This is a genomic window from Silanimonas sp. (assembly GCF_044377035.1).
Lineage (GTDB): Bacteria > Pseudomonadota > Gammaproteobacteria > Xanthomonadales > Xanthomonadaceae > Silanimonas.
Genome location: NZ_JBILJW010000009.1, coordinates 39,940 through 62,671, shown reverse-complemented (window position 1 = coordinate 62,671; position 22,732 = coordinate 39,940). Strand labels below are relative to the sequence as shown.

Genomic DNA, 22,732 nt, shown 5'->3' with positions numbered 1-22,732 from the left:
CGATGCCGCCAGCCCCACGCTGCCGGAGGCATCCCTTCGCGCGCCTAGGCTGGCTGCTCGCCGTCGGCATGGCGATGGCCTTCGGGGCGTCGCCCGTCCGCGCCGAGGACGCCGCCTCGCCGCTGGCCGCCGAACCGGAACCGCCGCGCATCCGCGTCGTCGACGTCACTTTGGCCGGCCTGCCTGATGAGGAGGCGGCCAACGCCCGCCTTGGCATGACCCTGGCGCGCTTGTCGGTGAAGCAGCGCAGCGATCTCAGCGAAGCGCGGCTGCAGTTCCTGCTGCGGCGCATCCCGGGCGAAGTCACGAAAGCGCTCGAACCCTTCGGCTGGTATTCGCCCGTGGTCGACGTGCGCCGCGAGCCCGCGCGCGACGGGGTCCGCATCCGGGTGGTCGTCGACCCCGGCGAGCCGGTGCGGGTGAAGACGCTTGATGCCGACATCACTGGCGAAGCGCGGGATGATCGCTTCGTGATGCGCGAGCTGCCGAAACTGGAGCCGGACGTCGGCGAGCGTTTCGTCCACCTCGATTACGAAGCCTCGAAGTTCCGCGTCGAGCGCAAGCTGGCCGACCGCGGCTACTTCGACGCCAAGCGCACCACGGGCCGGGTGGCGGTGAGTCGCGCGGGCAAGACCGCGGACGTCCTGCTTCGCTGGGAGTCCGGCCCGCGCCACGCGATGGGCGAGGCCCGCTTCGGCGCGAACCAGTTCCGCCCCGGCTTGTTGCCGCCGCTGGTCGACTGGACCGAGGGCGAGCCCTACCACCGCAACAAGCTCGACCGCCTGCGCGCTCGCTTGTCGCAGCTCGACTACTTCGCGCTGGTGGAGGTGGTGCCCGCCGAAGACGGGAAAGGCGACAGCTTGCGCGTGCCGATCGACATCACCACCACGCCGGCGAAGCGCACGGCCTACACGGCGGCGCTGCGCTTCGGCAGCGACACGGGCGTGGGCGTGCGCGGTTCGGTGAACCGCCGGTGGGTCAACGATCGCGGGCACAAATGGCTGTCCGATTTCGAATGGTCGCAACGGCGCAGCGGTTTCTCGACGCAATACCGTATTCCGTCGCTGCGGCGCTTGCCCGGTTGGTGGGGCACGCGCATCGAGTACCTCACCGAGGACCCGGAGTCGGCGCTCGGCTACGAACGCCTCGGCGTTGGCGCGGGTTGGCAGGGACGCCGTGATCCCTTCACCCTTTCGGGCCGTGTGGTGTTCGCCGAAGAGCGCACCAAGCTGCTGCGTCGCGACCGCTTCCCGGATGCACGGCAGACGATGCTCTATCCCGAACTCAGCGCCACGTACCGCCGCGTCGAGGATCCGCTGAACCCGGATGATTCGCTGCAGCTCACGGTGGCGCTGCGGGCGGGCGTGATCGAAGCCGCATCGGAGCGCCAGCGTTTCGCCCAGCTCGAGATCGGTGCGCAGTGGCTGCACAGCATCGGTGACTCGCAGGCGGTGATCCTGCGCGCCGACGCGGCCACGACGGCCTATGCAGGCTTGCTGGAATCGCTGTCGTTCCCGACCTCGCTGCGCTACTTCGCCGGCGGCGATCGCAGCATCCGCGGCTACGGCTATCGCGAGATCGGGCCGCGCTTCGAGGGCGAGGTGCTGGGCGGCCTGCATCGGGTCGTGGCCAGCGCCGAGTACCAGTACTTCTTCACCGACGAGTGGGGCGCGGCGGTCTTCGTCGATGCCGGCGATGTCTTCAACACGCGGCGTGCGTTCGATCCGAAGATCGGCGTCGGCGTGGGCGCGCGCTGGCGTTCGCCGGTCGGCCTCGTCGGCGTCGATGTCGCGCAGGGCCTCGACGAAGCGGCGGGCGGTGGCACGCGCCTGCATCTCAGCTTCGGGGTGGGCTTCTGATGGCGTCGCTGCGAGTGCACGCCGCGCGACTGTGGCGCTGGGCCTGGCTGGGCGGTGTCGCGCTGATCGCGGCCGCCGCTCTTGGCGGGTGGTGGCTGCTGGGTAGCGGGGGTGGGCGCGATGCCGCGCTGGATCGCGTGATCGCCGCGCTGCCCGAGGGCACCCTGCGCATCGGCGGCCGAGAGGGCAGTCTCGCCGGCGGTCTGCGCCTGCGCGACGTGGTGTACGAGGACGCGACCGTGCGCGTCGAGATCGGCGTGCTGGACGCCACGCCCCGCCCTCCCGGGCTTGGCGAGCCGACGGTGAATCTCGCGTCGCTGCGGCTGCGCGGAGTGCGCGTGTGGCCCAAGGACGTGCCCGACGAGCCGACGCCGTCGTGGCCGGGGATGCTGCCCCGGCTCGACCTGCCGATCTCGGTGCGCGTCGACACCGTCGAGGTCCGCGACATCGTCGTGCAGCCGGCCGGCGAGGCGTCGCCGCCGATCGTGATCGACCGCGTGGCGGGCGCGCTCGCGCTGCAGCCCGGCCGTCTTGCGCTGGACTCACTCGAACTCGAAGCACCGCAGGGCCGCGTGCGTGGCGCACTGCAGTACCTCCCTTCGGAGGACTTCGCCACGCGACTCGCGCTCGATGGCGAACTCGCGGCAGGCGCGCGCATGGCGCTGCGGCTCGACGGCACGCTCGCGACGGGCCGAGCCACGCTCGAAGGCCGCACCGGCGGCCCCCTGCGGATGGCCTTCGACTGGCAGGACGCCGCGCGGCTCGACACGCTGGGCTGGAGCTTCGCGCTCGATGCGACGCAGCTCGAAATCGCCTCGCTCGGCCTGCCCGTTCAGGCCCCCATCGACGCCACGCTCCGGGCTCACAGCGTCGCCGCCGCCCCCGGTGACGAGCTGGTGGCGACGCCCGGTCTCCGCGTCGGCCTGACCGGGCGCGTCGCGCAGGACGGTGTGGACGTGGCGCTGCGTGATTCGCGCCTGCGGCTGCACGACGGCGTGCTGCATGCCGAACCCCTGGCCCTGTCCCTGCTCGACGGCCGCGTCGACCTGACGGGCACCTATGGACTCGATGACGGCGCCGCCGACCTCGTCGCGCGCGTCGATGCCGTGTCGTGGGGCGAGGGCGAGGCGCGGGTGCAGGCGGATGGCACGGCCACGTTCGCGGGCCACGTCGATGATTGGTCGGCCGAGCTCGATCTCGACCTCGCGCGCGGCGGACAGCGGGCCACGCTCACCGGATTGGCTCGCGGCGACGCCGAGGCCATCGTGCTCGCGCCGTTCACGCTGGCGACGCCCGGCGGTTCCCTCGAGGGCGAAGCACGCTATGCGCGCGATGCCACGGCGGCATTCGCGCTCGACGCCACGATGCGCGAACTGGACCCGGCGTGGCTGGCGCCGGAGTGGCCGGGCCGGATCGAGGGGACGTTGCGCGTCGACGGTGCCGCGCCGGCCGACGGGCCGCTGCGCTACGTCGCGGAGCTCGCGTCGCTCACCGGTACTCTGCGCGGCCAGCGCATCGACGGCGAAGCGCAGGTGGAGGCCCGCGGCAACGCGCTGCAGGTCCAGGCCGAGCTCGCGCTGGGCGAAGGCCGCGTCGCCGTCGACGGCGCCTTGGCTCCCGCGCTGGATCTGGAAGTCGCGCTCCGCACGCTGGAGGTGGCGCCCTGGCTCGATGGCGCCCGCGGCGTGCTCGATGGTCGCCTGCAGGTGTCGGGCACTGCCGAGCGGCCCGCGATCGAGGTGGATCTCGCCTTGCTCGACGGCGGCTGGCAGGACGTCACCCTGCAGCGCCTCACCGCCCGTGGTTCCCTGCCGGCGCGCGGCGATGGCCGCATCGCGGTGCGCGCCGACGCGCTGGCGCAGGGCAAGTCCCGCATCGCGTCGATCGAGCTCGCGCTGGAGGGACGCGTCGACAGCGGGCGCTTCACCCTCGCCGCCCGGGGCATCGACGCGCCCAACCTGCCGGCACCGACGGCCGGCGCGCGCGGTCGCCTTGAGGCGCGCGGCGCGTGGCGCAGCAGCGATGGCTTCGAACGCGGCGAACTCACGCTCGACACGCTCGACGGCGAGTTGCCCGCGTTGCCGCTCCTCGCGCTCGACGCTCCCGCCACCATGGCCTGGCGCGGTGCCGACTGGTCCCTGCCATCGCCGGTCTGCCTGCGGCTCGCCAAGAGCGGTCGTCTCTGCGCGGAAGGCGATGCCGACGACGCGCGCCTTGCCGGGGAGGCACTCGACCTCGCGTGGCTCGCGCCCTTCCTTCCCGACGATCTCGACACCCCGCTGGCGCCCAGTGGCCTCGTGGCGCTGCAGGCCGCGCGGCGTTGGGTCGACGGCAGTGTTGTCACCACCGCCCGCGTCGATGCGCCGCAGGGCCGCCTGCGCGTGGGTGGCGTCGCGCCGGAGACGGTGTTCGGGTGGAACGGCCTCGTGCTCGAGGCCACGCAGTCGGACGGCTGGCGCGTCGACCTGCGCGCCGACCTGCTGCCGGATGGCCGGCTCGAAGCGCGCGCCTCGGCCGATGCCGCGGGGGTGCTGGACGGCCAGATCGCCCTGCGCGCCACGGACCTGAGCCTGCTCGAAGTCGTCAGCGCCGATCTCGTCGCGCCGCGCGGCACCATCGACGGGCGCCTCGTCCTCTCTGGCACCGTCGAGGCGCCGCGCTGGCAAGGTGCGCTGGCCGCGGCGCCCTTTGCCGTCGAACTGCCGGCGCTCGGCATCGCCATCGACGAGGGCGAGCTGCGCATCGAAGGCGGCGAAGACGGTCAGCTTCGGCTGCGCGGGCGTCTGCCGACCGGCGACGGCGCGCTGGAGATTGCCGGCCAGTGGAGCGAGGACGACCGCCCGAACCGGGTGACGATCCGCGGCACCGACGTGCGCGTGCTCGACACGCCGGATGGTCGCGCGTGGATCAGCCCGGCGCTCGATCTCGAGGTGGCCGACGGCGTGGCCCGGCTGCGCGGCCGCATCGATGTTCCGCGTGCCGAGCTCGCGCTCGACCGTTTCGAGCAGGGCGCGGCGGCCTCGCCCGATGTCGTGGTCATCGATGATCCGACCGCCGAGGCCTCCGCGGCGGGCCTGCAACTGGATGCCGATTTCACCGTCGCGCTCGGCGACGACGTGCGCCTGCGTGGCTTCGGCTTCGATGGCCGCCTGTCCGGCGAGTTGAAGCTCCGCGACCGCATCGACCGCGAGCCCCGCGCCCGCGGCACGCTTGAGCTGGCCGGTGAAGTCCGCGCCTACGGCCAGCAGCTCGACCTCGAGCGCGGCACGCTGCGCTGGGGCAATGTCGCGATCGACGAGCCCACCATCGACGTGCGCGCCGTGCGCCCGGATTCCGAACCGGAAGTCGGCGTGGCCGTCACCGGCACCGGCGTTTCGCCGATCGTTGATGTCTGGTCGCGCCCCGCGCTGCCGCAGGCCGAGGCGCTGTCGTGGCTGATGTTCGGCCGTCCGTTGGCGTCCGCCGACGGCAACGACGCGGCCCAGCTGGAGCAGGCCGCCACCTCGCTCGGGGGCAGTGCCGTGGCCCAGGCGGTGGCCGGGAAGGTCGGGCTGGACACCGCCAGCGTCGGCGAGTCGCGCGCGCTGGGCGGCACCGCGCTCACCGTCGGCAAGCGCATCACGCCGAAGCTCTACGTCAGTTACGGCATGGCGCTCTCGGGCACCGGACAGGTGGTCACTGTCACCTACGCGCTGCGGCGCTGGTTGGCCGCGCAGGTTGAAACCGGCATCGAGCAGCGCATCGAGCTCGAAGCGAAGTTCGAGCGCGACTGAGCCGCCCGCCGCGAGGTGGGCTCAGGCCGGCGCGATGAACCACACCCGGCCGATCAGGCCGTCCGCTCCCTGCTCGTAGACCGCGACGACTTCGCGCTCGCCGCCCGGCAGGCCGACGACGTGTTCGTGGTCGAGGACGCGTCGGCCCAGGTCGATCCGGTGCAGCAGCCGGGCGTGCAGGCCCGCATGGACGAAGCGCTCGCGCGCGTAGAAGGTCCGCAGCGCCTCGCGGCCCTGCAGGAACGGCGCTTCGTCCGGATGGCGCTGGCAGCGCACGTCGGCGCTGAAGCAGGCGGCGAATGCCGCCGCGTCGCGGGTGTTGTAGGCGTCGAGCTGGCGCTGCACCAGCGCCGCGAAGTCAGGGTCGGGCATGGGGGCAGGATGCCAGAATGACGAAGGCCGCCCGGAGGCGGCCTTCGTTCAACCGGTTTGCGCCGGTGCCTTCGATCAGAAGCTCATCGTCACGCCGAGGCTGAGGGCATCGCGGTCCACCACGTCGTCGCCGAAGCGGCCGGTGTAGGTGACATGGCCGCTGAAGCGCTCCGAGAAGGTGAAGCCGAGGCCGATGTCGGCGCTGGTCCAATCCTCGGCCGGACGGAAGCCGTCAAGCGCGAAGCGGCCGCCCATGCTGTTCGAACCGGCATTGACGACCGTGCCGCCGGCCTCGTCCTCGCTGTTCCACGCGATGCGCGCGAACGGCTGCAGCGTGCCGAAGTCGGCCTTGGCCTGGTAACCGAAGCGCGTGACCATCGACTCGCGGGTGAACTCCTGGAAGTTCATCGCGGTCGAGGTGATGGCGTCCTCGGAGAACTGGCCGACGGTCACTTCCTGCCAGATGATGCCGGCGAACGGGCCGTGGGTCAGGTTCTCGCCCTTGAACACGTAGCCGATGCCGAGCTCGCCGGCGAGATGGTCGGCGTCGGTTTCGCCCGTCTCTGCACGCACCGTCGGGCCGAGCACGATGGTGCGCGCCAGGTCGAGGTTGGTGCTGCCGCCGCTGGCGATGGCATTGATGTAGAAGCCGCCGAAGTTCACCACGCCGTAGCCGGAGAACAGCACGGTGTTGCCGTCGATGCGGCCGCCCGTCGGGTCGAGGTTCTGGTTGCCGATGCTGGCCGCGACGCCGAAGGTGAAGGTCTCGCTGACCTGGTAGTTGGCGCCGCCGGTCAGGCTGAAACCGCTGGTGTCGCCGCCCGGCGCGAAGCTGGAGCCGGTGATGTCGCCGCTCGAACCCGTGGCGCGGAAGTAGCCGCGCACGGTGCCGTCCTCGCGGTCGAAGCGGTACTCGTCGAACAGGCCATTGGCGATCGCGCCGCCGTGGTCGTCATAGGCGGCGATGGCGGTTTCCGGCGCCATCGAGACGATGGTCGGGGCGTTGATGGTGGCAACGGCCACTTCGGCCAGCAGGCGGTGCGCCGCACCCGTCGGGTGCACGCCGTCCGCGAACAGGTAGGTGTTGTTGGCGTTCGGCGCCGCCAGCGAGTTCGGCGTGCAGAGGATGGAGCTGCTGGTGGTGCATGCCACGCCGGTGACGTTGGTGAAGCCGAATGCCGCCGGGTTGGCGCGCACTTCGTTCACCAGGCCGAACACGTTGACCGGAATCACGCCGGTGCCGAGCTGCGACAGTCCCTGCGACAGCGCGCCATTGAAGCTGACGGTCGCCAGCGAGGCGAGCGGGCCGGCGGCGGCGGCCGGGCCGGACGAGAACTGCGGCGTGACGCCGAGGTCCGGGAGGTTCAGCACGACGATGTAGCGCGCGCCAGCGGCCTGCAGGCGGCCGACCTGGCCGACGACGGCCTGCGCGACCGGAATGCCGCCGACCGAGGCGTTGGCCGAAGCGGTGGCCGGGTTCGAGGCCCACACCGGGATGGCGCCGAACAGGTCGTTCGCACCCATCCACACCGTGTAAAGGGCGCGCGGGTCGGCGACGCCGCCAGTGAGGCCACTGCCGATCTGCGCGTCGAGGCGCGTGACCGGGTTCGGGTTGTTGGTGCAGGGCGCGGCCGAGGCCGGGCGGGCGCAGGCGCCGCCCCAGGCGAAGTTGGTGCCGCCGGCCAGCGACGGGCCGTTGGCGTAACCGAAGTAGCGCGCCAGCAGCTCGACCATCACCGGGTCGGGGTTGGTGGTGAAGCTCTGGCTCGGGCCGAACGCGCCGCCGAGGCCGCCTGCTGCACCGGGAGCGAGGCCGATGTTGCCGGCGTCCGACAGGCTGTCGCCGAAGCTGACGACGCGGCTGAAGCGCTGCGCGTGGGCCGACGAAGCGGCGAGGGCCAGCGCGACGGCGCCGACGATGAGACGGGTGCGGGGCATCGGTAACTCCTGGACAGGACGGAACGAGGGGTGGCAGCAAGGCGCGGTCGCCGGGAGGGGCCGCGACGGGGGTCACATTAAAACAAAGTTACGGGTGCCCGCCATACGCCGCCGTCCGTTGGGCTGGATGCCGGGAATTCATGCTGCGATGCGGCATGAATGCGGTCCTTGGTCTGCGACCGGGCATCATTCACGGCGAACCACCGGAGTGGAAACGAATGCGTCGAACCTTTTTCTCGGCCCTGCTGGGGGCCCTCGTGCTGGCACTGGCCCCGGCGCTGTCGGCCGCGCCGGCGACAGCCACGGGCGAACGCCCCTGCGTCGGCCTCGTGCTCGGCGGCGGCGGAGCGCGCGGTGCCGCGCACGTCGGCGTGCTGAAAGTGCTGGAGCGTGAGCGCATCCCCGTCTGTGCCATCGCTGGCACCAGCATGGGCGCGGTGGTGGGTTCGCTGTACGCCAGTGGCATGCGCCCTGCCGAGATCGAGGACGCCCTCGCCTCGGTCGATTGGCAGGACCTGTTCCAGGACGACCCGGTCCGCGCCGGCCTGCCGATGCGTCGCAAGGAGGCGCAGCTCAACTACCGCGCCGAGCTGGAAGCCGGTTGGCGCGACGGGGCGCCGGTGCTGCCCTCCGGCGCCGTGCAGGGGCAGAAGCTGGGCCTGCTGCTGCGACGCCTGATGCTCGACGCGTCGCAGACCGCGCACTTCGACGACCTGCCGATCCCGTTCCGCGCCATCGCCACCGACATCGTCAGCGGCGAGCGCGTGGTGTTCGCGGAAGGGGATCTGGCGATGGCGGTGCGCGCCTCGATGGCGGTGCCCGCGGTGTTCGCGCCGGCGGAGATCGACGGCCGCATCCTCGTCGACGGCGGCATCGTCGACAACCTTCCCGTCGGCGTGGTGCGCGAGATGGGCGCCGACGTGGTGATCGCGGTGGACGTGGGTAGCCCGCTGCTCGCACGCGAGGACATTCGCACTCCGCTCGATGTCGCCTACCAGATGGTCTCGGTGCTGATGCAGGAGAAGACCAACCGTTCCATCACCGCCCTCGAGGCGGGCGACGTGCTGATCGTGCCGCCGTTGGGCACCTTTTCCAGCGCGGCTTTCGACGAGTCGGTGTCGGTGATCGGCAAGGGCGTGGATGCCGCCGAGGCTGAAGCGCCGCGTTTCCGCCACCTCGCCCTGCCCGAAGCCGAGTACGCGGCGTGGCGGAGCGGCCGGCGCTTCGCCCGGCTCGATCCCGCGACGACCATCGCTTTCGTCGACGTGGCGTCGGGCCGCTCGCGCACGGAGCGCCTCGTGGCCTACCGCGCGCAAGGGCTGGTGGGTGGGCCGCTCGATCCCAAGGCGATCGACGCCGCCGTCGCCGGCACCTATGCCGAGGGCGCCTACCAGAGCCTCGGCTGGCGCCCAGTGCAGCGCGATGGCCAGACCGGCATCGAACTGCTGCCGGTCGACAAGGCGTGGGGCCCGCTGTTCTTCAACATCGGCCTGCAGATCTCCGACGACTTCCGTGGCGGCAGCGACTACCAGCTCACCGCCGAGCTGCTGAAGACCGGCGTGAGCGGCGATGGTGACGAGCTGCGCGCCCTGCTGCGCCTCGGCCAGGTGATGGAAGTGTCCGCCGACTGGTTCGCCCCCATCGACCTCGACCGCCGCTTCTACGCCGGCGTCGACACCGGCTACCGCGCTTTCGACGTGCCTTTTGTGCTCGGCACCACGCGGGTGGCGGATTTCCGCGTCTCCCGCACCACGTTCGGCGTGCGCGTGGGCCTGCAGACCGATCCGCGCTGGGCGCTGGAAGCCACGATGCGCCGCTCGCGCTTCCTCGGTCGCGAGGTGGTGGGTACGTTCGATGTCGAAGACCTCACCGAGCAGACGAGTTCGTTCGGCGCGCGTGCGGTGTGGGACACGCTCGACCGCCTGAGCTTCCCCAGCCAGGGCTCGCGCGCGGTGCTGTCGATCGACCGCTACGAGCCGGTGCTGGGTGCCGACGGCGAAGGCTGGGTGGCCCGCTGGCGTTCCGACTCGGTGCTGTCGCGCGGCAAGCACCACCTGCTGCTCGGCACGCGATGGGCCGATACGCGCGACGCGCCGCCGGGCCTCGCGGCGTTCTCCACGCTCGGGGGCTTCCTCAACCTGTCGGGCACGCTGGAGCGCAGCCTCACCGGGGAGACGTTGGGTTACGGGCGGGCCGTCTACTACTACCGGCTCGGCGATGCGAACGCGCTGTTCGCCGTGCCCACCTACCTTGGCGCCAGTGCGGAGATCGGTCAGGTTGGCGACGAAACGCTCGATTTCAGCTGGGAGCGCTCGACGCGCGCCGGTGGCGTGTTCGTCGGCATGAGCAGCCCGTTCGGGCCGATCCTGTTCGGCTACGGCCGCACCAACCGCGGCAACGACACGTGGACGCTCAACTTCGGCAACCTGATCCGCAATGAAGACTGATCTGTCCTCGGCGCCGCTGGCGGCGCACCTGCCGCCGGCCTGGCGCGCCCGCTACGACGCCAGCTGGCGGCTGATGCGCGCCGACCGACCGATCGGCTGGCTGTTGCTTCTGTGGCCGACGCTGGTGGCGCTGTGGTTGGCCTCGGACGGACTGCCTTCGCTGCACCTGCTGGTCGTGTTCGCCGGCGGTGTGTGGCTGACGCGCGCGGCGGGCTGCGTCATCAACGACTACGCCGATCGCTGGCTCGATGGCCGGGTGAAGCGCACCCGGGCCCGACCGCTGGTGGCCGGCGAACTGTCGGGCCGCTTCGCGCTCGGGCTGTTCGCGGGGCTGATGCTGGTGGCTTTCGCCCTCGTGTTGACGACGAACGCGAAGACGATCGCGCTGAGTGCCGTCGCCCTCGTGCTGGCCGCGGCCTATCCGTACATGAAGCGCCACACCTACCTGCCGCAGGTCTGGCTCGGGCTAGCCTTCAGTTGGGGCATCCCGATGGCCTTCACCGCGGCGCGCGATGCCTGGCCGCCGCAGGAGGCGTGGCTGCTGCTGTGCGCGAACCTGCTTTGGACCACGGCCTACGACACCTGGTACGCGATGGTGGACCGCGAGGACGACCGCCGCGCCGGCGCCAAGAGCACGGCCCTGCTGTTCGGCGACCTCGACGTGCCGGTGATCGCCGTGCTGTTCGCGCTGGCGGGGCTGGCGATGGGCCTGCTCGGCCATCGGCTCGAACTCGGCCTCGTCTACTGGTTGGGCCTCGTGGCCGCCGCGGTCTTCGTGGCGCAGCAGTTCGCCCAAGGCCGCTCGCGGCACCCGGACGACTGCTTCGCCGCCTTCCTCGCCAACAACCGGGTCGGTGCCGCCGTGTTCGCTGGGGTGGCGCTGCATTTCTTCGTCGTCTTGACTTGATCCCGGGATGCCTTTGGGGGAGGCTTCCCGACGGCTGGATGCGCGGAGATCGGCGATGCCCCATCGGTGTGTCCGTCTGTTGCTGTGCCTCGGCGCCGTGCTCGCCTCCGTCGACGCGCGAAGTGCCGGCGAGACGTCGGCAGAAAGCGCCCTTCTCGACCTCAGCCTCGACGACTTGCTTGCCTTGGAGGTCAGTGGCGTCGGCTTGAGCGCCGAGGGCGCCCGGAGCTCGGCGGCGATCGTGGATGTCGTGACGCGCAAGGAATGGGAGGCGATGGGCGCCCGGACGCTGGTGGACGTCGTCGCCCTGCTGCCCGGGACGCGCGTGCTGCAGCGGTCGACCTTCACCAATGGCTTCACGTCGTTGCATGGCACGGCGATCAATGACAACGACAACCACCTGCTGATCCTCGTCAACGGCCTGCCTTGGCGGACCTCCTCCGTCGGCGGCAGCAATCGCCTCCTCTACGACGCGTTTCCGCTGGCCGCCGTCGAGCGCGTCGAACTGGTCCGCGGGCAGACGGTCACCCTGCACGGAAGCAACGCCGTGGCGGGCATCCTCAACATCGTGGTCCGCGGCGACGCGGCGTCCGAGGTCATGGGGCGCGTCTCGAACCAGGGCGGCGTGGACGGCGCGCTCTCCATGCACTGGGGCGACGGCGAGAAAGGCCTTCGGCTGACGGCAGCGCAGCAACAGGGCCTCGATGCCTGGGCGATCCCGGACGGAACGCGGATTGCCGCCAACACCCCGATCGCCGGCGAGGTTTCCCAGCGCGGACGCAGCCTGTCGCTCTCCGCGCGCAGCGGCCGGACCGCCATCGATCTTCTGGGCATGGACAGCTTGGCATCGACGATCGGGACGCTCTCGTCGCCGACCCGGCCGCGTGCCCAGGACCGCTCGGCGCTCGCGCAGGTCCAGCACGCGATGCCTGTCGGTGCTTGGACGCTGCATGGCTCCGGCCAGCATGGTTGGAGCCGGCTCGACTACGACACGTTCAAGGGCTGGTCCCGCCGCAGCGCGGCGCGGTTGGCACTCGAAGCGCCGGCCGACAGGCGACTCCGCGGTTGGTTCGGCGCCCAGTACGAATCGGCGAACGGGCAAGTCGACGGGCTGTTCCCGCGCTGGTCGGAGCAGACACGATCGGTCTTCGCGCAGGCGTACTTCGATGTCCGCGTGAACTGGACGCTGGGCGCCGGCCTGCAGTGGCAGCGGATCGGGAATGGATTCAGCGACGTGACGCCGCAGGCGAGCCTGGTCTGGGCGCCCTCGTCGTCGCCCTGGCACGTCAAGGCCGTCAGCGGCAGGACGTTCCGCAACCCCGGGCCGGCCGAGTTGTTCAGCTCGGCATCGTTCCAGCGCGGTAACCCCGCCCTCGTTCCGGAGCGCGGCCAGCTGGATGCGTTCGAGGTGGCCTACGCCTCCGATGAATGGGCCTGGTCGGGGCGTCTTTTCCGCCAACGACTGTCGGATGTGATCGTCCTGGTGAGTCTCGGCGCGGGCCAGCGGGAGTTCCGCAACCTGGTGTCGGCGGACATCGCGGGCAGCGAGGTGCAGCTGCGATGGCGCCCGACGGCGCGCTGGGACCTCGATGCGTCATGGCAGCACCTCGCCCGGGCGGACGACACCCTCGAACCGCGCGATCTGGGCAAGGTCCAGCTGGCCTACGCCGCCGATGGCTGGACGGCCGGCGTCGCCGTGGAATCCGCCGGCGCGGCGGCCACCCGCTCGACGATCACACCGGTGCGGCCGGCATTGAACCTTCCCGCCTCCGGCTATGTCATCGCTCGCGCGCACGTCGCCGTGGACGTCGGCACCTGGTTCGGGCGCGCACCGGACCGTGCGTCGATCACGGTGAGCGTCGAGAACCTGACCGGCGAGGACGTTCGCCAGCCCTCGGCCGGCGCCCAGTTCAACACGCTGCCCCACCGTTCCGATCGACGCCTGTGGTTGGGCTTCGGCTTTCCGCTCTGAGGGCGCCTGGCCTTGCAGCCGCCCTTCTAGGGCGTGCGGCCGTCGCCCTCCCCCGGCGCGGGGGCCTGGGCCACCACCCAGACATCGACCCGGGCCACGCCTGCCGCCTGCAGGGTTCGCACCGCGGCCGCGGCCGTGCTGCCGGTGGTCAGCACGTCGTCGACCAGCGCCACGTGGGCGGGCAGCCCGGACCGGGCGCGAAACGCCGCCTCGAGGTTTCGATGCCGTTCGCGGGCGTCGAGCTCGGTCTGCGGCCGGGTCTCGCGCTCGCGATGCAGGGCATCGACGAGCACCGGAAGGCCGAGGGCGCGGCCCCAGTCGCGGGCCAAGCCGAGGGCCTGGTCGTGACCGCGCTGGCGCAGGCGTCGGCGATGCAGGGGCACCGGCACCAGCGCCTGCGGCCGCGTCGCGTCGCGGAACACCGGCAGCGACAGGGCCGCGAGGCTGCGGCCGGCGGCGAGGTCTTCATGGAACTTGTATCGCGTCAGCAGCGGCGCCGAGCCTCCGTCGTAGCGGAAGGCGGCATGCATCGCCACACCCAGGGTCTGCAACGCGGCGACGGGCGCCGAGGGCGCGGGGCGGAGCAGGGCCCGGCAAGCGAGGCATAGCAGGGCGTCGGGCGAGGCCCGGGCATCGCAGCCGAGGCAGGTCGAGGGCAGGGCCCAGGCCTCGAACGCGCGCCAGACGGTGGCGAATGGTGCGGGCATCGCGGTTGACAGGGCAGGGGGCGGTTTCCAGACTGCCCGGGTTCGCGGCCTTCCGCCGTCGGAAATCTCCCATGCCTGCCGTCATCCGCCATGACTGGACGCGAGAGGAAACCCTCGCGCTCTTCGACCTGCCCTTCCCTGAATTGCTGCACCGCGCCAGCCTCGTGCACCGCGAGCGCTTCGATCCCACCGAAGTGCAGGTCAGCACCCTGCTTTCGATCAAGACCGGCGGCTGCCCCGAGGACTGCGCCTACTGCCCGCAGAGCGCGCGTTACAGCACCGGCCTGAAGGCGGAGAAGCTGATGGCGCTCGACGACGTCATCGCCAAGGCCGCGGCGGCGAAGGCGGCCGGCGCCACGCGCTTCTGCATGGGCGCGGCGTGGCGTTCGCCGAAGGACAAGGACGTGGCCGAGGTCGCGAAGATGGTCGGCGCCGTCAAGGCGATGGGCCTCGAGACCTGCGCCACGCTGGGCATGCTGAAGCCCGAGCAGGCCGCTTCGCTCAAGGTGGCCGGCCTCGACTACTACAACCACAACCTCGACACCGCGCCGGAGTTCTACGGCGACGTGATCAAGACGCGCGAGTACCAGGACCGCCTCGACACGCTGGAGGCGGTGCGCACCGCCGGCCTGAAGACCTGCTGCGGCGGCATCGTCGGCATGGGCGAGACGCGTGAGCAGCGCGCCGGCCTGCTTCAGACGCTGGCGAACCTGCCCGAGCATCCGGGCTCGGTGCCGATCAACCGCCTCGTGCAGGTCGAGGGCACGCCGCTGCATGGCACGGCCCTGCTCGATCCGTTCGAGTTCGTGCGCACGATCGCCGTCGCGCGCCTGATGATGCCGGCCTCGATGGTTCGCCTCTCGGCCGGGCGCAACGAGATGAACGAGGAGCTGCAGGCCCTGTGCTTCCTCGCTGGCGCCAACTCGATCTTCTACGGCGAGAAGCTGCTCACCACCGGCAACCCGGACGTCGAGGCCGACCAGGCCCTGTTCGCCCGCCTTGGCCTGAAGCCGATGGCCGTCGTCGAGGAATCGAAGACGGTGCACGCCGACATCGTCTGCCCCTCGCCGCAGGCGGCCTGAGCCGCATGTCGCGACCGCGCTGGAGCGAACGACTCGCCGTCGCGCAGGCCAGCCGAGCGCGCAGCGACGCGCTGCGCCGCCGCCGCGTGGTCGAGCGGGTCGAGGGCGTGCACGTGGTCGTCGACGGGCAGCCGCTGATCAATTTCTGCAGCAACGACTACCTCGGCCTCGCCGGTTCGCTCGACGCCGTCAGCGCGTTGCAGGAGGCGGCCGCGTGGCACGGCGTGGGCAGCGGCGCTTCGGCCCTCGTCAGCGGCCACCATGTGCTGCACGCGCGCTTCGAGCGCGAGGCCGCCGAGTGGATGGGCTACGAGCGCGCGCTGTATTTCCCCAGCGGCTACACGGCGAATCTCGCCGTGCTGCAGGCCCTGCTGGATGGCGGCGACCTCTGCGTGCAGGACAAGCTCAACCACGCCTGCCTGCTGGATGGCGCGCGCCTCGCCGGCGCCGAACTCAAGCGCTACCCGCATCGTGATTTCGGCGGCGCGCTGCGCCAGCTGCAGTCGATGCCCGAAGCGGCGGCGGTGCTCGCCACCGATTCGGTGTTCAGCATGGATGGCGACGTCGCGCCGCTGCGCGAACTCGCGCTGGCGGCCACCGGCGAGCACGCGCTGTTCGTCGTCGACGAGGCGCATGGGGTGGGCGTGATGGGGCCGGAGGGCCGTGGTGCCTGCGCGGCCGCGAACCTCTCCGCGCGCGACGTGCCGGCGCTGGTGGCGCCGCTGGGCAAGGCCTTCGGCGGGCAGGGCGCGCTGGTGTTCGGCGGCACGTCCCTCATCGAACACCTGCTGCAAAGCGCGCGACCCTACGTGTTCAGCACGGCCGGTGCACCAGCGCTCGCCGCGGCCATGTCCGCGAACCTCGAAGCCGTGCGCAGCCAGGGCTGGCGGCGCGCCAAGCTGGCGTCGCTGGTGGCGCGCTTCCGGCGCGGCGCGCTGCGCCACGGCCTGCCGGTGCTGGAATCGAACACGCCGATCCAGCCGCTGGTGCTGGGTGGCAACTCGCGCGCGCTGGCCGTGGCTCGCGTTCTGGAGCAGCAAGGCTTCTGGGTGGCGCCGATCCGCCCGCCGACCGTGCCCGACGGCAAAGCCCGTCTGCGCATCACGCTGACGGCCGCGCACACCGAGATCGAAGTCGACGCCCTCGTTGACGTGCTGGCCTCCTGCCTCGAAGACATCGACACCGGGGCATGAGCGCGCTGCATGTCGAACGCACCGGGCAGGGCCCGGCGCTCCTGTTGGTGCATGGCTGGGCGATGCACGGCGGCGTGTTCGCTCCGCTCGTGCGTGAACTCGAAGCGGATTTCGAGGTCATCGCCGTCGACCTGCCCGGTCATGGTGGCAGCCGTGACAGCGAACTGCCGCTGGCGCTGGACGCCGTGGCTGATGCATTGGCGGGGCTTATCGATACGCAGCCGTCGAAGCGCGCGCTGGTGGCGGGCTGGTCGCTTGGCGGGCTGGTCGCCACGGCCCTGGCGGCGCGGCATCCCGATCGCGTGCGCGGCTTGGCGATGCTCGCGGCCAGCCCGCGCTTCGTGCAGGCACCGGACTGGCCAGCGGGCATGGACCCGCGCGTGTTCGAGCTGTTCGGCGAAGAGCTCGGCCGCGACTACCGCGGCACGCTCGACCGCTTCCTGATGCTCGAGGCGCAGGGCTCGGCGCATCTGCGCGAGGAGCTGCGCTACCTGCGCGACGCGGTGTATGCCCGCGGCGAACCCGCCCCGCGCGCCCTGCAGGAGGGCCTGGGCCTGCTGCACGACAGCGATCTGCGCGCTGTGTTGCCGGCGCTCGCCATGCCCAGCCTTTGGATCGCCGGCCGCCGCGACCGGCTGGTGAGTCCGCAGGCGATGCAGGCCGCTGCGGCGCTCGCCCCGCGCTCGCGTTTCCAGCAATACGACCACGCCGGCCACGCCCCCTTCCTCACCGAGCCCGGCGCCGTCGCCGAAGCGCTCACGGCCTTCGCGTCATCCTGCCCGCCATGAGCGTGTTCGACCCCCGCGCCGTGCGCCGTGCTTTCGGCCGCGCCGCCGCCACCTACACCCAGGCCGCGGCCCTGCAGCGCGAGGTGGAATCGCGCCTGCTCGAGCAGCTCGGCTACCTCGACGACCGCGTGCCGGCGCGCGTGCTCGATCTCGGCAGCGGCCCCGGCAGCGCCGCCGCGGCACTGAAGGCGAAGTGGGGCCGCAAGAGCGATGTCGTCGCCATGGACCTCGCGCTGCCGATGCTGCGCGAGGCGCGGGCGAAGTCGCGGTTCTGGCGGCCGATCCATGCTGTGCAGGGCGACGCGCAGGCGCTGCCGTTCGCCGACGGTGCCTTCGATCTCGTCTTCTCCAGCCTCTGCCTGCAGTGGGTGGCCGATCTTCCGAAGGCCTTGGGTGAACTTCGCCGCGTGATGCGCGAAGGTGGCCTGCTGGTGTTCAGTACTTTCGGTCCGGACACGCTGGTGGAATTGCGCGAGGCCTATGCGCAGGCCGGTATCGAACCGCCGCTCTCGCCCTTCGCGGCGATCCAGCAGGTGGGCGACGCGCTGGTGGCGCAGGGCTTCAAGAACCCGGTGATCGAGCGCGACGTGTACACGCTCACCTATCCCGACACCGCGGCGCTGATGCGTGAGCTCAAGGCGATCGGTGCCACCGACGCGCGAGGCGATCGTCCCCGGGGCTTGAGCGGTCGCGGTCGGCATCGCGCCGTGTCCGCGGCCTACGAGGCGCTGCGCCGCGAAGGCGTGCTGCCGAGCACCTGGGAAGTCGTCACCGCGATGGCCTGGGCGCCGCCGCCGGGTGCGGCGCGGCGCGAGGGCGGTGCCGACATCGCGACCTTCCCGGTCGAGAAGCTGACGATCCGGAAGCGCTGATCGCTTCTCGCGGCGCGAGGCCGCACGTCACTCAGCGCGAAGCGAGCATCGCCAGAAACTCGCGCCCCTCGTCGCCCGAAAGCACCACCGCCGCGACCACATTCAGGATCACCGTGGCGATGAACACCATCCGGAAGGCGGGCTTCTTCGACTTGTGCCTCAGCACGTGTTGCGCGAACGCCGCGCCCGGCCAGCCGCCCAGCAGGGCGATCAGGTGCAGGTGCGCCTCTGGCGTCCGCCAGCGTCCCGCCTGCGCGGACCGCTTGTCGTTCCAGTAGGCCACGAAGGCGATCAGCGACAGCATGCCGACAATCCCCGAAACGGCCCACGGCCAAAGTCCCGCCGCGCAAAGTGCAGCGATGGCCACGACATACAGGCCGCCCATTGCCGCCCAGCGTGCGGTGCGGGGCGAGGCCTCGCCCTCGGTCGTTTCGATGCGGCGGAGGGCGCGTGCGAAGTCGATGTCGACCGCGCGCCAGCGGCCTTGCTCGTCGCGCTCCGCGCGGTAGGTGATCAGGTCGCCGTCCGTGGGCCGCCGGTTGCCGGGCCGGAAGGCGCGGACGTGCACGAAGGCCCGATCCCCTCCGCCATTCGGCTCGACGAAGCCGAAACCACGCTCGTCGTTCCAAGATTGCAGGCGTCCTTGCCGTCGCATCGTCAGTCGTTCTCTTCGGTCAGGTAGGTCGCGAAGCGCAGCCGATTGCCGTCCGGATCCATCATCGCCATCTCGCGCGTGCCCCACGGCATCTCGGCCGGCGGCGACACATGCAGGGCCAGCCAGTCCGGCAGGGCGCGGTAAACGGCATCGACGTCCGGGACGATGAAGAACACCGCGCCGCCGAAGTTGCCATCGCCGGCGTGGCCCCTCAGGAAGATCGTCTGGCCGTCGCGGGTGAGCTGCACGAACAGCGGCAGGCCCGGTTCGAACTGGTGGCGCCAGTCCTCGGCGAAGCCGAGGCCCTCGACGTAGAAGCGCAGGCTGCGCTCCGCGTCGGTCATGCGCAGCTGCGGGATGACCGTCTGCGTCCGCTTCACGTCGCGATCTCCCCCTTGGACTTCGGGGATTCACCGTCCTCGCGGCGCAACATGCGGCCATCCACTTCCATGGTCCATTCGCCGTCGGCTTCGGTGGGCGGCTGGCCGACGTCGAAGCGGGTCACCAGCGGTCCGATGCCCACCTCGAAGTCGTCGCCGTCGAAGGCCTTGAGCGGCGCGTCGAGCGAGACCGTCGAACCGCCCTCCTGGCGGTGGTAGACGACCTGGCCTTCCGGGGTGATGAGCAGCGACACCCCGTTGCCGCGCCAGTCGCCGGCGTAGTCGGCACGGTCGGCGGGCAACGGTTGGGCGCAGGCGGTGAGCAGGGCGAGCAGCAGAAGGATCGCGGGAAGGAAGCGCTGGCGCATCACAGTGTCCTCTTCAAGATGGCGATCACGTCGCGCGATGCGCCTTGGTGCTGGTTGGTGTCGAAGCACGAAACCAGCTCCCAGCCCTTCAGGCCGAGCTCGGTGAGGTGCTTCCCGAACGCCTCGGCATCGAATTGCCCGCCCAGCCAGAATCCGGACGTCGCGGATTTCACCACGTGGTACTCCCAGCGGGTCACGGAGCGAACTCCGCGACGATGGCCGGCCGGGTCAGTCGATGGATGATCCATCCGAACAGGCCGATGAACGCTGTGGCGAAAAGGCCGATGAACGCCTGCATGACGACGAAGGCGATGCCCGATTCCGGCGGCATGCCGCTGCCGGCGAAGGTGGCTTGGATGTCGCGCTGGAGGACGATCTGGAACACGAAGCCGGCCACCTGCCACGCGATGAGGACGCCCATCAGCGCGATGAACAGGCGTCGGCCCCACGGGCGGCGCTTCAGCAGGCCGAAGGAGGCCACGACGCCGAGCAGGGACACGGCCAAAGTCACAAGGAAAAACCAAGGCATGGCGTCGAACATCAGGGCGGCGGGCCCCGGCAGCTGCGCCATCGCTTCGCCATGCAGCGGGTCGTTGCGCATCATCGGCAGCATGACGGTGTGGACCATCAGGTTCTGCAGCACGCCGATCACGCTGCCGAACCCGCTGAGCAGCAGGAAGATCCAAGCGAGGACGGTGACGAAGGAGGAGTGTGGTGGCGTAGGCGTCATGATGGGTCCAACGTTGGGGGGTGCCTTAGCCTACCCCGCGCGCCTCAGCCCGCCACCTGGCGGATCCAGTCCTCGAGGTTGTACGTGTTCGTAACGCGCGTGATGCGCCCGTCGCGGATGTCGAAGAATGCGCCGCCCGGAAGCACGTAGCGCTGGCCCTTCGCGGGCGGCAGGCCGTCGTCGTCGGCGAGGTACTCGCCGTGCACCACGTACTCGGCGGCGGCGTGCATGCCGTCCGGCGAGGCGAGGAAGCGTAGGCCCTCGAGGCGTTCGCGGTAGCAGCGGTCCATGCGCGCCATGAAGCTACGGAATGCGGCCTTGCCGTGCTCGCTCGGCCCCTGGTTCAGGTCGTGGACGACGTCGTCGGCGAGGCAGGCGAGCATGGCCTCGCGGTCGCCGGCGTTGAAGGCGGCGTAGTAGCGGGTGACGAGGGCGAGGGTGGCGTCGTGGGCGTTCATGCGGTGGGCGGTGCAAGGGCGAGGAGGGCGGGCAGCGCGTCGAGATCGACGTTTCCGCCGGAGAGGATGATCCCGATGCGCAGGCCGGCGAAGCGCTCGCGATGCTTGAGCACCGCGGCGAGCGGCACGGCGCAGCTCGGTTCGATGACGATCTTCAGGCGCTCCCAGACGAGGCGCATGGCGGCGACGGTTTCGGCGTCGTCGACCAGCAGCACGTCGTCGCAGTGCTCGCGCAGGATCGAGAAGGTCAGCGGGCCGAGTTCGGCGCGCAGGCCATCGCTGATGGTGTTCGCCGTCCGTCCGGTGATGCGGCTGCCGGACTTCAGCGAATCGTGGCCGTCGCGGGCCCCCTCGGGCTCGGCGGCGATGGCGAGGACGCGCGCGTCGATGCCCTTCGCGGCGATGGCTGTACCGCTCATCAGGCCGCCACCGGAGAGTGGCGCCATCACGATGTCGAGCGCCGGCGTCGCTTCGCGCGACTTTCCGCGGCGGCAGGCCTGGTGCAGCAGCTCCAGCGTGGCCGTGCCTTGCCCGGCGATCACCCGCGCGTCGTTGTAGGGGTGCACCAGTTCACCGCCGGTCTCGGCAAGCACGCGGTCCGTGGCTTCGTTGCGCGCGGATTGCGCTACCTCGCAATCGACGATGCGCGCGCCGTTGCGGGCGATGGCCTCGCGCTTGATGCGCGGCGCGGCGCCCGGCACGACGACGGTGCAGACGATGCCGCGCAGCCGGCAGGCCAGGGCGACGGCGGCGCCGTGGTTGCCGGAGCTTTGCGTCACCACGCCGCGTGCCGCCTGCTCGGGTGTCAGCGAGAACACCGCATTGGCGGCACCGCGGAACTTGAAGGCCCCGGCGCGCTGCAGGTTCTCGGCCTTGAAGAACAGCTGGCAGCCGGCGAGCTCGTCGAGCGAGCGCGAGCGCAGCACCGGCGTGATGTGCGCGATGCCGGCGATGCGCGCCGCGGCATCGCGGACGTCGTCGAGGGTGGGCGTGTCGTCGCGCTGCAGGCCGCGCGCGGCGCCGGAGAGGGAGTCGGTGCTCATGGCCGGATTATGCGCCGGGCACCGCGGTGACGGCGGCGCGTCATGGCCAGGTCAGGGCCTTCACCAGGCCGCCCCACTCCCAGCGGAAGTGGAGCTTCGGTCCGTCGTAGCCCTCGGTCTCGACGACATCCTGCCCGGCTTCGAGGCACAAGTGCTCGAAGTCGCTGGCATCAAAATGGTCGTCCTCCTCTTCCGGTACGCGCAGCACCAGCGTGTATTCGTCGGCGCCCAGGGCGTCGCCCGTTTCGGGGTCGAACCAGATCATCCGCAGCTTGCAGTTGCTGGCGAAGGGCAGCAGAAGGACGTGCTCGGCGCCCGGGACGCCATCCTGCTCGCGGTTGGCCTGCATCTGCTTGGCGATCGTGGCGATGTCGACCGAGAGCTCGTCGAAATTCAACGTCGACGTTTCGAACCACAGCGCCGGTCCGCCGGGCGGCGCCCACCAGCCGTGCTTGGGTTCTGCCGGGGTCTCCGACGCCGGGGCGTGGTGGTCGACGCCGGCGGCATCGAGGCGGGAATGCACGACGTCCTCGGTGGTGTGCGGCGGCTCCACCGGCTCGTGGCCCAGACCCTCGACGCCGGCCTGCCACGCGGCGCGCAGCACGGCGCGCATCCGTTCGCCGTCGTCATCGCTGCTGCTCGCAGCCTCGCAAAGCCATGAGGCCCCGACGTCCGCGAGTCGCGCACGAGCGTCGTCGTGCGCGGCCAGTTCATCGAGCCGCAGCTCGGTCGTGTAGCCATCGGCGGCCATGCCCGCGCCGAACACTTCATCGATGCGCAGCGCGATATCGCGCTCGACGGGATCGACGCTGGCATCGATCCGGCGCGGCGGAACGCCGGGACCGCCGGGGAACTGCGCACGCCCGATCACGAGGCCAAGGTGGCGGTGGGCCGGGAGCGTGATCGGCACCGCGGCGGCATGCAGCCGCGCGGCATCGATGCGCTCGCCGCGGGTGCTTCGCCAGCCCTCGGCGGTCACGGTGTCGGCGTCGGCATACAGCGTCGTGCGGTCCAGGCCGAAGGCCGTCATCGCGGCGTCGCCGAGCAGTCGACGTTCACCGTCGACGAAATCCAGCAGAAGCCGGCCATCGCGAAGGGGAAGAATGATCCGGATCAGAGGCGGCGGCATGGAGGGAGCGAACTGAGGGGAGCGCGATTTTCGCCCGACCACGCCCAGCGTCGCCATCC

20 protein-coding genes are annotated in these 22,732 nt (G+C 71.2%); 9 read left to right on the top strand and 11 right to left on the bottom strand.

Going from position 1 to position 22,732, the window contains the following annotated elements:
* Positions 1–2 precede the first annotated feature (2 nt).
* Together ACIQ6S_RS06745 and ACIQ6S_RS06740 are read left to right on the top strand one after the other, a co-directional pair.
* A complete protein-coding gene (locus tag ACIQ6S_RS06745; protein ID WP_397607687.1) occupies positions 3–1,859 on the top strand; it encodes an autotransporter assembly complex family protein in 1,857 nt (618 codons plus the stop codon).
* Positions 1,859–5,632 carry a translocation/assembly module TamB domain-containing protein gene (locus ACIQ6S_RS06740; protein ID WP_397607686.1) on the top strand — a complete coding sequence of 1,258 codons (3,774 nt, stop codon included), beginning with the start codon at positions 1,859–1,861 and terminating at the stop codon, positions 5,630–5,632. Before ACIQ6S_RS06745 ends, ACIQ6S_RS06740 begins: the two co-directional genes overlap by 1 nt.
* A 21-nt stretch (positions 5,633–5,653) precedes the next feature.
* On the opposite strand, the gene ACIQ6S_RS06735 is transcribed toward ACIQ6S_RS06740, so the two are convergent.
* Positions 5,654–6,004: a nuclear transport factor 2 family protein gene (locus ACIQ6S_RS06735; protein WP_397607685.1), complete on the bottom strand. Its 351-nt coding sequence runs from the start codon at positions 6,002–6,004 to the stop codon at positions 5,654–5,656.
* A gap of 75 nt (positions 6,005–6,079) precedes the next feature.
* A complete protein-coding gene (locus ACIQ6S_RS06730; protein ID WP_397573370.1) occupies positions 6,080–7,942 on the bottom strand; it encodes an autotransporter domain-containing protein in 1,863 nt (620 codons plus the stop codon).
* A gap of 218 nt (positions 7,943–8,160) precedes the next feature.
* Between ACIQ6S_RS06730 and ACIQ6S_RS06725 the strand changes: the two genes are divergently transcribed.
* The 3 genes from ACIQ6S_RS06725 to ACIQ6S_RS06715 are packed head-to-tail and all read left to right on the top strand — an operon-like array spanning position 8,161 to position 13,268.
* Positions 8,161–10,389 carry a patatin-like phospholipase family protein gene (locus ACIQ6S_RS06725; protein WP_397607684.1) on the top strand — a complete coding sequence of 743 codons (2,229 nt, stop codon included), beginning with the start codon at positions 8,161–8,163 and terminating at the stop codon, positions 10,387–10,389.
* Positions 10,379–11,296 (top strand): 4-hydroxybenzoate octaprenyltransferase, encoded by a 918-nt coding sequence (gene ubiA / locus ACIQ6S_RS06720; protein WP_397607683.1) that lies wholly within the window; start codon positions 10,379–10,381, stop codon positions 11,294–11,296. The genes ACIQ6S_RS06725 and ubiA overlap by 11 nt, the downstream gene beginning before the upstream one ends.
* 55 nt (positions 11,297–11,351) lie before the next feature.
* Complete coding sequence (locus ACIQ6S_RS06715) at positions 11,352–13,268, top strand: TonB-dependent receptor plug domain-containing protein (protein WP_397607682.1); 1,917 nt, start codon at positions 11,352–11,354, stop codon at positions 13,266–13,268.
* A gap of 26 nt (positions 13,269–13,294) precedes the next feature.
* Here the strand turns inward: ACIQ6S_RS06715 and ACIQ6S_RS06710 are convergent, their stop codons facing one another.
* A complete protein-coding gene (locus ACIQ6S_RS06710) occupies positions 13,295–13,975 on the bottom strand; it encodes a ComF family protein (RefSeq protein WP_397607681.1) in 681 nt (226 codons plus the stop codon).
* A 71-nt stretch (positions 13,976–14,046) separates the two neighbouring features.
* Between ACIQ6S_RS06710 and bioB the strand changes: the two genes are divergently transcribed.
* Genes bioB through bioC form a run of 4 tightly spaced genes read left to right on the top strand, consistent with a single transcriptional unit; the run spans position 14,047 to position 17,910 of the window.
* Positions 14,047–15,057 carry a biotin synthase BioB gene (gene bioB / locus ACIQ6S_RS06705; RefSeq protein ID WP_397607680.1) on the top strand — a complete coding sequence of 337 codons (1,011 nt, stop codon included), beginning with the start codon at positions 14,047–14,049 and terminating at the stop codon, positions 15,055–15,057.
* 5 nt (positions 15,058–15,062) lie between these two features.
* Positions 15,063–16,250, top strand: coding sequence for an 8-amino-7-oxononanoate synthase (locus ACIQ6S_RS06700; protein WP_397607679.1), 1,188 nt, complete (start codon positions 15,063–15,065; stop codon positions 16,248–16,250).
* A gap of 5 nt (positions 16,251–16,255) precedes the next feature.
* The gene (gene bioH / locus ACIQ6S_RS06695; RefSeq protein WP_397607746.1) at positions 16,256–17,038 is read left to right on the top strand and encodes a pimeloyl-ACP methyl ester esterase BioH; all 783 of its coding nucleotides are present in this window, start codon (positions 16,256–16,258) and stop codon (positions 17,036–17,038) included.
* A complete protein-coding gene (gene bioC, locus ACIQ6S_RS06690; RefSeq protein WP_397607678.1) occupies positions 17,035–17,910 on the top strand; it encodes a malonyl-ACP O-methyltransferase BioC in 876 nt (291 codons plus the stop codon). Before bioH ends, bioC begins: the two co-directional genes overlap by 4 nt.
* 31 nt (positions 17,911–17,941) lie before the next feature.
* Here the strand turns inward: bioC and ACIQ6S_RS06685 are convergent, their stop codons facing one another.
* The 8 genes from ACIQ6S_RS06685 to ACIQ6S_RS06650 are packed head-to-tail and all read right to left on the bottom strand — an operon-like array spanning position 17,942 to position 22,673.
* Positions 17,942–18,565 (bottom strand): DUF1294 domain-containing protein, encoded by a 624-nt coding sequence (locus ACIQ6S_RS06685; RefSeq protein ID WP_397607677.1) that lies wholly within the window; start codon positions 18,563–18,565, stop codon positions 17,942–17,944.
* 2 nt (positions 18,566–18,567) lie between these two features.
* On the bottom strand, positions 18,568–18,945 hold the full coding sequence (locus ACIQ6S_RS06680; protein ID WP_397607676.1) for a bleomycin resistance protein: 378 nt from the start codon (positions 18,943–18,945) through the stop codon (positions 18,568–18,570).
* Positions 18,942–19,313: a hypothetical protein gene (locus tag ACIQ6S_RS06675; RefSeq protein WP_397607675.1), complete on the bottom strand. Its 372-nt coding sequence runs from the start codon at positions 19,311–19,313 to the stop codon at positions 18,942–18,944. The genes ACIQ6S_RS06680 and ACIQ6S_RS06675 overlap by 4 nt, the downstream gene beginning before the upstream one ends.
* Positions 19,313–19,510, bottom strand: coding sequence for a DUF4177 domain-containing protein (locus ACIQ6S_RS06670; protein WP_397573361.1), 198 nt, complete (start codon positions 19,508–19,510; stop codon positions 19,313–19,315). Before ACIQ6S_RS06670 ends, ACIQ6S_RS06675 begins: the two co-directional genes overlap by 1 nt.
* Positions 19,507–20,043: a hypothetical protein gene (locus tag ACIQ6S_RS06665; RefSeq protein WP_397607674.1), complete on the bottom strand. Its 537-nt coding sequence runs from the start codon at positions 20,041–20,043 to the stop codon at positions 19,507–19,509. Before ACIQ6S_RS06665 ends, ACIQ6S_RS06670 begins: the two co-directional genes overlap by 4 nt.
* Positions 20,044–20,087: 44 nt before the next feature.
* Positions 20,088–20,501, bottom strand: coding sequence for a ketosteroid isomerase-related protein (locus tag ACIQ6S_RS06660; protein WP_397607673.1), 414 nt, complete (start codon positions 20,499–20,501; stop codon positions 20,088–20,090).
* Positions 20,498–21,544, bottom strand: coding sequence for a pyridoxal-phosphate dependent enzyme (locus ACIQ6S_RS06655; protein ID WP_397607672.1), 1,047 nt, complete (start codon positions 21,542–21,544; stop codon positions 20,498–20,500). The genes ACIQ6S_RS06660 and ACIQ6S_RS06655 overlap by 4 nt, the downstream gene beginning before the upstream one ends.
* Positions 21,545–21,584: 40 nt before the next feature.
* Positions 21,585–22,673 (bottom strand): hypothetical protein, encoded by a 1,089-nt coding sequence (locus ACIQ6S_RS06650; RefSeq protein WP_397607671.1) that lies wholly within the window; start codon positions 22,671–22,673, stop codon positions 21,585–21,587.
* Between the last annotated feature and the right edge of the window lie 59 nt (positions 22,674–22,732).